This is a genomic window from Mycobacterium sp. E1715, assembly GCF_001667625.1.
Classification (GTDB): Bacteria; Actinomycetota; Actinomycetes; order Mycobacteriales; family Mycobacteriaceae; genus Mycobacterium.
Window position 1 is genome coordinate 1 of the sequence record NZ_LZJJ01000573.1, and the last position, 11731, is coordinate 11731.

Genomic DNA, 11731 nt, shown 5'->3' on the forward strand with positions numbered 1-11731 from the left:
AGAGCTGCTTTCCGCTTAAACAATTGCTGGGCGATGTGCCGGGTGATGGTATTTGCCATTTTGTGATCTGTTGGGGTCGAAGCCCGTCGGCTCCGCGGTGGCGGTCGCCGAAGGGATGGTCACGAGGGTGCCCGTGACCGCGGCAAGAACGAGCGTCTTACGGACGTTCTTCAATATCTTTCCTTTCGCGGTGCGCGCGCGCCAAAGCAAGCCCACGGGGGTGGGCTGACGGTTTTGGTTGGTGCGGAAACCTGCTTCGGAACGTGCCGGCTTGTCCTGGCACGACAGCGGTGGGCTCGATTCGCCCGGCGGAGTGTTACCGCCGGCCACGGACGCGACTTCGCCGTCCGCGGCCCCGGACGCCCCACCGCCGGCACCCGCGGGCTTCGACCCGAACCTGCCGCCGCCTCCCGGCCCGGAAGCCCCGCCGCCTCCGCCGGTGCGGGCGTACAGCGTGAACTGGGACGCCATCGCGCAGTGTGAGTCGGGTGGCAACTGGGGAATCAGCACCGGCAACGGCTTCTCCGGCGGCCTGCAGTTCACCCCGAGCACCTGGCGCGCCAACGGCGGGTCGGGCTCTCCCGCCGGCGCGAGCCGCGAGGAGCAGATCCGGGTGGCCGAGAACGTGCTGCACTCGCAGGGCATCGGCGCCTGGCCGGTCTGCGGACGCCGCGGCTGACCATCGCACTAATAAGTAATGCCGGGCCCAAGGCCCGGCATTACTTATCTGCGGGTCCGGTAGCGTCGGGCGCGTGACCGCAACGCCGCGCGAATTCGACATCGTGTTGTACGGGGCGACCGGCTTCGTCGGGAAGTTGACCGCCGAATACCTGGCACGGTCGGGTCCGGGCACGCGGGTGGCGCTGGCCGGCAGGTCAACCGAGCGGCTGCGGGCCGTCCGCGGCACGCTGGGCGAGTCCGCCCAGTCCTGGCCGCTGATCGCCGCCGACGCGTCGTCGCCGTCGACGCTGAACGAGATGGCGGCCCGCACCCAGGTCGTCATCACCACGGTCGGCCCCTACACCCGCTACGGGCTTCCGCTGGTGGCTGCGTGCGCCGCGGCGGGCACCGATTACGCCGACCTGACCGGCGAACCGCCGTTCATCCGCAACAGCATCGACTCCTACCACAAGCAGGCCGCCGACACCGGCGCCCGCATCGTGCACGCGTGCGGATTCGATTCCGTTCCGTCGGATCTCACGGTGTATGCGCTGTATCTCGCGGCGCGCGACGACGGCGCGGGCGAGCTTGCCGAGACCGATTTCGTCGTGCGTTCGCTGTCCGGCGGACTGTCCGGCGGCACCATCGCCTCGCTCCTGGAAGTTCTCGACGCCGCCTCCGGGGATCCCGACATCCGGCGCCAGCTGGCCGACCCCTACACGCTGAGCGGCGATCGCGCCGCCGAACCGGAGTTGGGCCGCCAGCCCGATCTGCCCTGGCGTCGTGGCCGCGAGATCGCGCCCGAACTGGCCGGCGTGTGGACCGGCGGATTCATGATGGCGCCGGCCAACACGCGAATCGTCAGGCGCAGCAACGCGTTACTGGACTGGGCCTACGGCCGGCGGTTCCGTTATACCGAGAGCATGAGCTTGGGGTCATCGCCCCTGGCACCGGTGGGATCCGCCGTCTTGAGCGGCGTGGGCAACGCGAGCATGGAGTTGGGCAGCCGCTATTTCAAGTTGCTGCCGCGCCGGCTGGTGGAGCGCGTCATCCCGAAGCCCGGCACCGGGCCCAGCGCGGCGGTCCGCGAGCGCGGCTACTACCGCGTCGAGACCTACACCACCACAACCACCGGCGCGCGATACGTGGCGCGCATGGAGCAGCGCGGAGACCCCGGCTACAAGGCAACCTCCGTGCTGCTGGGGGAGTGCGGCCTTGCGCTCGCGTTCGACCGTGACAAGCTCACCGACCTGCGCGGCGTCCTCACTCCCGCGGCCGCCATGGGCGACGCGCTGCTGGCCAGGTTCCCCGCCGCCGGTGTGACACTGCAGGTCGACCGACTGCCATAGTGAGCTGCCTCACCGGCGATTCAGGCACTTACATCGGGGTGAACGGCGCTCCCTAGAATTGACGGGTGACCGCCAGCCGCAGCCCCGCCACCGACCTGCCGAAGTCGTGGGATCCCGCTGCGGCCGAAGGCGCTATCTACCAGAAGTGGCTCGATGCGGGCTACTTCGAGGCCGACCCGACCAGTGCCAAACCCGGGTACTCCATTGTGCTGCCGCCGCCGAACGTCACCGGCAGCCTGCACATGGGTCACGCGCTGGAACACACCATGATGGACGCCCTCACGCGCCGCAAGCGCATGCAGGGATATGAGGTGTTGTGGCAGCCGGGCATGGACCACGCGGGCATCGCTACCCAGAGTGTGGTCGAAAAGCAGCTCGCGGTCGACGGCAAGACCAAGGAGGACTTCGGCCGGGAGCTGTTCGTCGACAAGGTGTGGGACTGGAAGCGCGAGTCCGGCGGCGCCATCGGCGGCCAGATGCGCCGGCTCGGCGACGGGGTGGCGTGGAGCCGCGACCGGTTCACCATGGACGAGGGCCTGTCACGGGCGGTGCGCACCATCTTCAAGCGGCTCTACGACGCGGGGCTGATCTATCAGGCCGAGCGGCTGGTGAACTGGTCCCCGGTGCTCGAGACGGCGATCTCCGACCTCGAGGTCAACTACCTTGACGTCGAAGGCGAGCTGGTGTCGTTCCGCTACGGCTCGCTCGACGACTCGCAACCTCACATCGTGGTCGCCACCACGCGGGTCGAGACGATGCTCGGCGACACCGCGATCGCGGTCCACCCCGACGACGCGCGCTACCGCGACCTCGTCGGCACCACGTTGCCGCATCCCTTCCTGGACCGGCAGCTGCTGATCGTGGCCGACGAGCACGTCGACCCGGAATTCGGCACGGGCGCAGTCAAAGTCACGCCGGCGCATGATCCGAATGACTTCGAGATCGGGTTGCGGCACCAACTGCCGATGATCTCGATCATGGACACCAAGGGCCGGATCGCCGACACGGGAACGCAATTCGACGGCATGGACCGCTTCGAGGCCAGGGTCGCGGTGCGCGAGGCGCTGGCCGCCCAGGGCCGCGTCGTCGAGGAGAAGCGCCCCTACCTGCACAGCGTCGGGCACTCCGAGCGCAGCGGCGAGCCGATCGAGCCGCGGCTGTCGCTGCAATGGTGGGTGCGGGTGGAATCGCTGGCCAAGGCCGCCGGTGACGCGGTTCGCAACGGCGACACCGTGATTCACCCCGCCAGCCTGGAGCCGCGCTGGTTCGCGTGGGTCGACGACATGCACGACTGGTGCATCTCGCGGCAGCTGTGGTGGGGCCATCGCATCCCGATCTGGTACGGGCCCAACGGGGAACAGGTGTGTGTGGGGCCCGACGAGACGCCGCCGGAGGGTTGGGAGCAGGACCCCGACGTGCTGGACACCTGGTTCTCGTCGGCGCTATGGCCATTTTCCACACTGGGCTGGCCGGAGAAGACCCCGGAACTGGAAAAGTTCTACCCGACAAGCGTTTTGGTCACCGGATACGACATCTTGTTCTTTTGGGTGGCGCGGATGATGATGTTCGGCACGTTCGTGGGGGGCGACGACGCCATCACCCTGGACGGCCGGCGCGGCCCGCAGGTGCCGTTCACCGACGTGTTCCTGCACGGGCTGATCCGCGACGAATTCGGCCGCAAGATGAGCAAATCCAAGGGCAATGTCATCGACCCGCTGGACTGGGTGGACATGTTCGGGGCGGACGCGCTGAGGTTCACGCTCGCCCGCGGCGCCAGCCCCGGCGGCGACCTGGCCGTCGGCGAGGACGCCGTGCGCGCGTCGCGCAATTTCTGCACCAAGCTTTTCAACGCCACTCGTTACGCGCTGCTGAACGGGGCCCAGCTCGCGCCGCTTCCGGCGCAGAACGAGCTGACCGATGCCGACCGGTGGATCCTGGGACGGCTGGAAGAGGTTCGCGCCGAGGTGGATTCGGCGCTCGACGGTTACGAGTTCAGCCGCGCCTGCGAGGCGCTGTACCACTTCGCGTGGGACGAATTCTGCGACTGGTACGTCGAATTGGCCAAGACGCAGCTGGCCGAGGGGGGCGCGCACACCACCGCCGTCCTCGCCGCCGTGCTGGACACCCTGCTGCGCCTGCTGCACCCCGTGATCCCATTCCTCACCGAGGCGCTGTGGCAGGCGCTGACCGACCAGGAGTCGCTGGTGATCGCCGACTGGCCACAGTCGTCGCGTATCGAGCTGGATCCCGTTGCCGCGCAACGGATCAGCGACATGCAGCGGCTGGTCACCGAGGTCCGCCGGTTCCGCAGCGACCAAGGCCTGGCCGACCGGCAGAAAGTGCCGGCGCGGCTGGGCGGGGTGGACGGCGCGGATCTGAGCGCCCAGGTGGCCGCGGTGACATCGCTGGCCTGGCTCACCGCGCCGGGCGACGATTTCGAGCCGTCGGTGTCTCTGGAGGTGCGGCTCGGGCCCAACATGGACAACTCGGTCGTCGTCGAACTCGACACCTCGGGCACCATCGACGTCGCCGCGGAACGCCGCCGCCTGGAGAAAGATCTCGCCGCGGCGCAGAAGGAATTGGCCTCGACCACCGCCAAATTGGCCAACGAGGACTTCCTGGCCAAGGCCCCGCCGAACGTCGTCGGCAAGATCCGGGACCGCCAACGCGTGGCCCAGGACGAAACCGACCGGATCACCGCGCGGCTGGCCGGGTTGCAGTGAGCGAGCCCTCCGACTGGTCCGAGCCCGGCCGCGAAGATCACGGCGCCACCAGCCTGGCCCCGACCCCCGACGAGATCGCCTCCCTGCTCCAGGTCGAACACCTGCTGGACCAACGCTGGCCGGAGACGAAGATCGAGCCGAGCCTGACCCGGATCAGCGCACTGATGGACCTGCTGGGCTCGCCGCAACTGGCCTATCCCTCGATCCACATCGCCGGCACCAACGGCAAGACCTCGGTCGCGCGCATGGTCGACGCGCTGGTGACCGCGCTGCACCGGCGTACCGGGCGAACCACCAGCCCGCACCTGCAATCGGCGGTGGAGCGCATCGCGATAGACGGGCGCCCGATCACCCCCGCGCAGTACGTCGCGACGTACCGGGAGATCGAGCCCTTCGTGCAGATGATCGACGCGAAGTCGCAGGCCGCGGGCGGACCGGCGATGAGCAAGTTCGAGGTGTTGACCGCGATGGCGTTCGCTGCGTTCGCCGACGCACCCGTCGACGTCGCGGTCATCGAGGTCGGCATGGGCGGGCGGTGGGACGCCACCAACGTCGTCAACGCCCCGGTGGCGGTCATCACCCCGGTCGGCATCGACCACGTCGAGTACCTCGGAAACGACCTCGCCGGTATCGCCGGCGAGAAGGCCGGGATCATCACCAAAGCACCTGACGGCGCGCCGGACACCGTCGCCGTCATCGCGCGCCAGGCCCCCGAGGCGATGGAGGTGCTGCTGGCCCAGACGGTGCGCGCCGACGCCGCGGTGGCCCGCGAGGATTCGGAGTTCGCGGTCTTGAGCCGTCAGGTCGCGATCGGCGGCCAGGTGCTGGAACTGCAGGGCCTCGGCGGGGTGTACTCCGACCTGTACCTGCCGCTGCACGGCGAACACCAGGCGCACAACGCGGCGGTGGCGCTCGCGGCGGTGGAGGCCTTCTTCGGCGCCGGCGCTCAGCGGCAGCTCGACGTCGAGGCGGTGCGGGCCGGCTTCGCCGCCGTCACCAGCCCCGGCCGGCTGGAGCGCATGCGCAGCGCGCCCACCGTGTTCATCGACGCCGCGCACAACCCGGCCGGCGCGGCCGCGCTGGCGCAGACCCTGAGCGAGGAATTCGACTTCCGCTACCTGGTCGGTGTGCTCAGCGTGCTGGCCGACAAGGACGTCGACGGCATCCTTGGCGCGCTCGAACCGGTGTTGGACGCCGTCGTCGTCACCCACAACGGGTCCCCGCGGGCGCTGGACGTCGAGTCGCTGGCGCTGGCGGCCGGGGAGCGATTCGGCCCCGAACGGGTGGTTTCGGCCGAGAACCTGCGCGACGCCATCGACGCCGCGACCGCGCTGGTCGACGACGCGACGCTGGACGCCGACGCGGAGGCGTTCTCCGGCACCGGGATCGTCATTACCGGCTCGGTCGTCACCGCCGGGGCGGCGCGGACCCTCTTTGGCCGGGATCCGGAATGACCGATCCCGACCGGCCCGACCCCTGGAAGAGCTTCGGCGCGGTGATGGCCGCGACGCTCCTGCTGGAGGCGATCGTCGTATTGCTGGCGATTCCGGTGGTGGGCGCGGTGGGCGGCGGGCTGACCTCGGTGTCCCTGGGCTACCTGGTCAGCGTGGCCGGCCTGCTCATCGTGCTGGGCGGACTGCAGCGCAAACCGTGGGCGATCTGGGTCAACCTGGCCGCTCAGCTGCTCCTACTCGTCGGCTTCGCGGTGTACCCGGGCGTGGGCTTCGTCGGGGTGCTGTTCACCGGCTTGTGGGCGCTGATCGCGTATTTCCGGGCCGAGGTGCTGCGGCGTCAGCGGTAGGGCCGGGCGCGGTCGCCACCCGAGGAGATCGCCGCCCGGTTCTGTACGCTGTGCGCCGTGACCGAACGGACCCTCGTACTGATCAAGCCCGACGGCGTCGAGCGGCAGTTGATCGGGGAAATCCTCAGCCGGATCGAGCGCAAGGGCCTGACCATCGTCGCGCTGGAGCTTCGGCGCGTCGGCGAGGACCTGGCCGCCGCGCATTACGCCGAGCACGAAGGCAAGCCCTTCTTCGGATCCCTGCTGGAGTTCATCACCTCGGGGCCCGTGGTGGCCGCGATCGTCGAGGGACCGCGGGCGATCGCCGCGTTTCGGCAGCTCGCGGGCGGTACCGACCCGGTGGAGAAGGCCACCCCGGGGACGATCCGGGGCGACTTCGGGCTGGAGACGCAGTTCAACCTGGTGCACGGGTCCGATTCCACCGAGTCCGCGAAGCGCGAAATCGCACTCTGGTTTCCCGACGCCGGGGACCCCAGCTAACGCCGCCGCGCGGCCCCGCTCGGGACGCGTTTGCTCAGGGGCGGGTGGGCTCGCCGAGTGATGTGGGATACTGACGGAGGGTGAACGTCGCCGGACCGGTGTCGGACACCCGAATGAAGACTTAGACAAGCGCGATCATCGCGATCCCGCGTTGGTGCGCGGCATGTCAGGCCGTCATTCAGCACGGCGCCGAGTGCGTTCCCCGCGAACCGCTCGGGGCGAGACCATCACAAGTCCGGGAGAAGTCACCCGGGCCCATAGCGAAGCCCTCGCGTGGCCGCGTCGCAGGACGCGCCCGGGGGCTTGAGGAGAATACGTGGTAGACGGTGCACCATCCACAGAGTCATCCGAAGAGCCGACACGGCACGACGAACTGCCGGACCGCCTGAGAGTCCATTCGCTGGCACGGACGCTGGGAACCACCAGTAAGCGGGTGCTGGACGCGCTGAGCGCGCTCGACGGGCGGATTCGCAGCGCGCACTCCACGGTGGACCGCGAGGACGCGGTCCGCGTCCGCGACCTGCTGGCGGCCCAGCCCGATGCCGAGGCGGAAGCCGCCGACGCGGACGCGACCAGCGAAAACGCCGAGGAACCCGAATCCCGGCTGATGCTGGCGGCCCCTGAGAACGCCGCCGAGCGGCCGCATTACATGCCGTTGTTCGTCGCGCCGCAGCCGATGCAGGCCGACGAAGAGGACGGGAACGCCGACGACGACTCGGACTCCGACGATTCCGACGTCGACGACGAAGACGACGAGCAGACCGATCGACCGGCCAACCGGCGGCGGCGGCGTGGCCGTCGCGGTCGTGGCCGAGGCCGCGGTGAGCAGGGCGGTCCCGACGGCCAGGGCGAAGCCGGTGACGACGACGAACCGCAGCAGCGGGGCCAGAAGGCCGGCCGGGGCGACTCCTCCGACGCCGAGGACGACGAGGGCGACGACTCCGACGACTCCGACGACTCCGACACCGGCGACGACGGTTCGCCGGAGGGCGCCAGCCGCCGCCGCCGCAGGCGCCGGCGCCGCAAATCGGGCTCGAGCGACGACGGTGACGAAAACTCGTCGCCGGACGACCCGCCGAACACGGTGGTGCACGAGCGGGCGCCGCGCAACGGCAAGAACGACGGCGGCAACGGCTCGTCCAACGCCGAGATCAAGGGCATCGACGGCTCCACCCGGCTGGAGGCCAAGCGGCAACGGCGCCGGGACGGCCGCGACGCCGGACGGCGCCGCCCACCGGTCCTGACCGAGGCGGAGTTCCTGGCGCGCCGTGAGGCCGTCGAGCGGATCATGGTGGTGCGCGACCGGGTCCGCACCGAGCCGCCGCACCAGGGGGCGCGATACACCCAGATCGCGGTCCTCGAAGACGGCATCGTCGTCGAGCACTTCGTCACGTCGGCCGCGTCCGCCTCGTTGGTGGGCAACATCTACCTGGGGATCGTGCAGAACGTCCTGCCCTCGATGGAGGCCGCGTTCGTCGACATCGGCCGCGGCCGCAACGGCGTGCTCTACGCCGGCGAGGTCAACTGGGAAGCCGCGGGACTGGGCGGGTCGGACCGCAAGATCGAACAGGCGCTCAAACCGGGTGACTACGTCGTGGTCCAGGTCAGCAAGGACCCCGTCGGCCACAAGGGTGCCCGGCTGACCACACAGGTGTCGCTGGCCGGCCGGTATCTGGTCTACGTGCCGGGCGCGTCGTCGACCGGGATCAGCCGCAAACTGCCCGACACCGAACGCCAACGGCTCAAGGAGATCCTGCGCGAGGTGGTGCCGTCGGATGCCGGGGTGATCATCCGCACCGCGTCCGAGGGCGTCAAAGAGGACGACATCCGCAACGACGTCACCCGCCTGCAGGAGCGGTGGAAGCAGATCGAGGCCAAGGCCACCGAGATCACCGAGAAGGCCGCCGGCGCCGCCGTCGCGCTCTACGAAGAGCCGGACGTGTTGGTCAAGGTCATCCGCGACCTGTTCAACGAGGACTTCGCAGGCCTGATCGTCTCCGGTGACGAGGCGTGGACGACCATCACCGACTATGTGAATTCCGTTGCGCCCGATCTGGTTTCGAAGCTGAGCAAGTACGAGCCGCCCAGCGGCCCCGAAGGCCAGGCCGGTCCGGACGTGTTCGCCGTGCACCGTATCGACGAGCAACTCGCCAAGGCGATGGAGCGCAAGGTGTGGCTGCCCTCGGGTGGCACGCTGGTGATCGACCGGACCGAGGCCATGACGGTGGTCGACGTCAACACCGGCAAGTTCACCGGCTCCGGCGGCAACCTCGAGCAGACCGTGACCAAGAACAACCTGGAGGCGGCCGAGGAGATCGTCCGCCAATTGCGGCTGCGCGACATCGGCGGCATCGTGGTCATCGACTTCATCGACATGGTTCTCGAGTCCAACCGCGACCTGGTGTTGCGGCGGCTGACCGAGGCGCTGGCGCGCGACCGCACCCGCCATCAGGTCTCCGAGGTGACGTCGCTGGGCCTGGTCCAGCTGACCCGCAAGCGGCTGGGAACGGGGCTGATCGAGGCCTTCTCGACGTCCTGCACCCACTGCGGCGGCCGCGGGATCCTGCTGCACACCGACCCGGTGGACTCGGCTCCCTCGAACGGGCGCAAGTCCGAATCCGGTGGCCGCCGCGGCAGGCGCTCCAAGAAGAACCGCGCCGAAGAGCCGGTGGTGGCCAAGGTGCCGGCGCACGCCCCCGGCGAACACCCGATGTTCAAGGCGATGGCAGCCGGCGGCTCCACCCAGAACGGCCCCGACGACGAAGAATCCGACGAGTCCGCCGAGGAAGCGGCCAACGAGCCCGACGAGCAGCAGCAACGGGACGTGGCCGACGTCGAGGACACCGATCAGGAGGATTTCGAGGAGTCCGACGAAGACGGTGACGAAGACGCCGACGACGAGTCCGACGATGACCTCGACGAGGACGACGACGATGACCTCGACGACGAGGAAGACCTCGGTGACGATGACGACGACCTGGAAATGGACGACGACGACCTGGACGTCGAGGACGACTCCGATGACTCCGACGACGACGGGTCCGTCGACGCCGGACCGGGGTTCGGACGTCCGCGGCGGCGACGCGCGGCCGGTAGGCCGGCGGGACCGCCGATCCATGCGGACTGACCGGGCCGGTTTGACCCTTTAGCCGCTGGTCAAGTACCCTAGGACAGTTGTCGCCAGGCCGTTCGGACTTTGGCCGGCGACAGCGGGGCTCCCGGGCAGTCGGCGCGGACCCGCAACCCAGACCCACCACGCGCACGCCGGTGGCTCGCGCGCGAAGCGCCGAAGAACCGGCTGAGCAGAGGAAAGAAGGCAGGAGTAACGATGGCGACCTACGCAATCGTCAAGACGGGCGGCAAGCAGTACAAGGTCGCCGTCGGGGACGTGGTCAAGGTCGAGAAGCTCGACTCCGACCCGGGCGCTAACGTCTCGCTGCCCGTCACTCTGGTCGTGGACGGTGCGAAGGTCACCACCGACGCCGCGGCCCTGGCCAAGGTGGCGGTGACCGGCGAGGTGCTCGAGCACACCAAGGGCCCCAAGATCCGTATCCACAAGTTCAGGAACAAGACCGGCTACCACAAGCGTCAGGGACACCGTCAGCAGCTGACGGTCCTGAAGGTCACCGGGATCAAGTAGCGGGAGGCGACAGACATGGCACACAAGAAGGGCGCTTCCAGCTCGCGCAACGGCCGCGATTCCGCTGCTCAGCGGCTGGGCGTGAAGCGGTTCGGCGGCCAGATCGTCAAGGCGGGCGAGATCATCGTTCGCCAGCGTGGCACCAAGTTCCACCCCGGCGTGAACGTCGGGCGTGGCGGCGACGACACGTTGTTCGCCAAGGCGGCCGGCGCCGTCGAGTTCGGCGTCAAGCGCGGACGCAAAACCGTAAGCATCACGCCCCAGGTCTAGGCGCCGCGAGCCGGGGGCACCGCCCCCGTGCGGGGCAACGCTGCGGCGGCTTCACGAGGTGTTTTCGCCCTGGCGTGACATTCGAAGGGCTGGTATTCGATGCCTCGATTTGTCGATCGGGTCGTCATTCACGCGCGCGCGGGTTCCGGCGGTAACGGCTGCGCGTCCGTCCACCGCGAGAAATTCAAGCCGCTGGGCGGTCCCGACGGCGGCAACGGCGGCCGCGGCGGAAGCATCGTCTTCGTCGTCGACCCGCAGGTCCACACCTTGCTGGACTTCCACTTCCATCCGCACGTCACCGCGCCGTCGGGAAAACAGGGGATGGGCAACAACCGCGACGGGGCGGCCGGTGCGGATCTGGAAGTCAAGGTGCCCGACGGCACCGTCGTGCTGGACGAAAACGGCCGCCTGCTAGCGGATCTGGTGGGGGCGGGCACCCGCTTCGAGGCCGCGGCCGGCGGCCGCGGTGGCCTGGGCAACGCGGCGCTCGCGTCACGCGCCCGCAAGGCCCCCGGCTTCGCGCTGCTCGGCGAGGAGGGTGAGACCCGGGACCTGACGCTGGAACTCAAGACCGTCGCCGACGCTGGTCTCATCGGGTTTCCCTCGGCCGGGAAATCGTCCTTGGTGTCGGCGATCTCGGCGGCCAAGCCCAAGATCGCCGACTACCCGTTCACCACGCTGGTGCCCAACCTCGGTGTGGTGTCGGCGGGCGAGCACACGTTCACCGTCGCCGATGTGCCGAAGGAAATCCAGGCCCAGGCCGCGGCCCTGCGACGCGCCGGGAATCAGGCCCGGCCCCTTAAAAACA

General features: G+C 69.3%; 10 protein-coding genes. All 10 read left to right on the forward strand.

Features of this window, described 5'->3' with window-relative positions:
• Positions 1 to 238 precede the first annotated feature (238 nt).
• Positions 239 to 679 (forward strand): transglycosylase family protein, encoded by a 441-nt coding sequence (locus A9X03_RS27875; protein WP_231968890.1) that lies wholly within the window; start codon positions 239 to 241, stop codon positions 677 to 679.
• A gap of 73 nt (positions 680 to 752) precedes the next feature.
• Positions 753 to 2009 (forward strand): trans-acting enoyl reductase family protein, encoded by a 1257-nt coding sequence (locus tag A9X03_RS27880; protein WP_067782677.1) that lies wholly within the window; start codon positions 753 to 755, stop codon positions 2007 to 2009.
• Positions 2010 to 2074: 65 nt separating this feature from the next.
• Positions 2075 to 4732, forward strand: a complete 2658-nt coding sequence (locus tag A9X03_RS27885; protein WP_067782679.1) for a valine--tRNA ligase — start codon at positions 2075 to 2077, stop codon at positions 4730 to 4732.
• Positions 4729 to 6186: a folylpolyglutamate synthase/dihydrofolate synthase family protein gene (locus A9X03_RS27890; protein ID WP_067752455.1), complete on the forward strand. Its 1458-nt coding sequence runs from the start codon at positions 4729 to 4731 to the stop codon at positions 6184 to 6186. Before A9X03_RS27885 ends, A9X03_RS27890 begins: the two co-directional genes overlap by 4 nt.
• Positions 6183 to 6533 carry a DUF4233 domain-containing protein gene (locus tag A9X03_RS27895; RefSeq protein ID WP_067752458.1) on the forward strand — a complete coding sequence of 117 codons (351 nt, stop codon included), beginning with the start codon at positions 6183 to 6185 and terminating at the stop codon, positions 6531 to 6533. The genes A9X03_RS27890 and A9X03_RS27895 overlap by 4 nt, the downstream gene beginning before the upstream one ends.
• 57 nt (positions 6534 to 6590) lie before the next feature.
• On the forward strand, positions 6591 to 7013 hold the full coding sequence (gene ndk / locus A9X03_RS27900; protein WP_067752461.1) for a nucleoside-diphosphate kinase: 423 nt from the start codon (positions 6591 to 6593) through the stop codon (positions 7011 to 7013).
• Between the two features lie 316 nt (positions 7014 to 7329).
• On the forward strand, positions 7330 to 10140 hold the full coding sequence (locus A9X03_RS27905; protein ID WP_067782685.1) for an Rne/Rng family ribonuclease: 2811 nt from the start codon (positions 7330 to 7332) through the stop codon (positions 10138 to 10140).
• A 201-nt stretch (positions 10141 to 10341) separates the two neighbouring features.
• The gene (gene rplU / locus A9X03_RS27910; RefSeq protein ID WP_007169506.1) at positions 10342 to 10653 is read left to right on the forward strand and encodes a 50S ribosomal protein L21; all 312 of its coding nucleotides are present in this window, start codon (positions 10342 to 10344) and stop codon (positions 10651 to 10653) included.
• Between the two features lie 15 nt (positions 10654 to 10668).
• Complete coding sequence (rpmA, locus tag A9X03_RS27915; RefSeq protein WP_067752467.1) at positions 10669 to 10923, forward strand: 50S ribosomal protein L27; 255 nt, start codon at positions 10669 to 10671, stop codon at positions 10921 to 10923.
• Between the two features lie 99 nt (positions 10924 to 11022).
• On the forward strand, positions 11023 to 11731 hold a 709-nt coding region (gene obgE / locus A9X03_RS27920), incomplete at its 3' end, for a GTPase ObgE (protein WP_231975519.1).

Excerpts from the sequence above, each read along its gene's own strand:
- A9X03_RS27895 (WP_067752458.1), top strand. The coding sequence starts at position 6,183 with ATGACCGATCCCGACCGGCCCGACCCCTGGAAGAGCTTCGGCGCGGTG.
- rplU (WP_007169506.1), top strand. The coding sequence starts at position 10,342 with ATGGCGACCTACGCAATCGTCAAGACGGGCGGCAAGCAGTACAAGGTC.
- rpmA (WP_067752467.1), top strand. The coding sequence starts at position 10,669 with ATGGCACACAAGAAGGGCGCTTCCAGCTCGCGCAACGGCCGCGATTCC.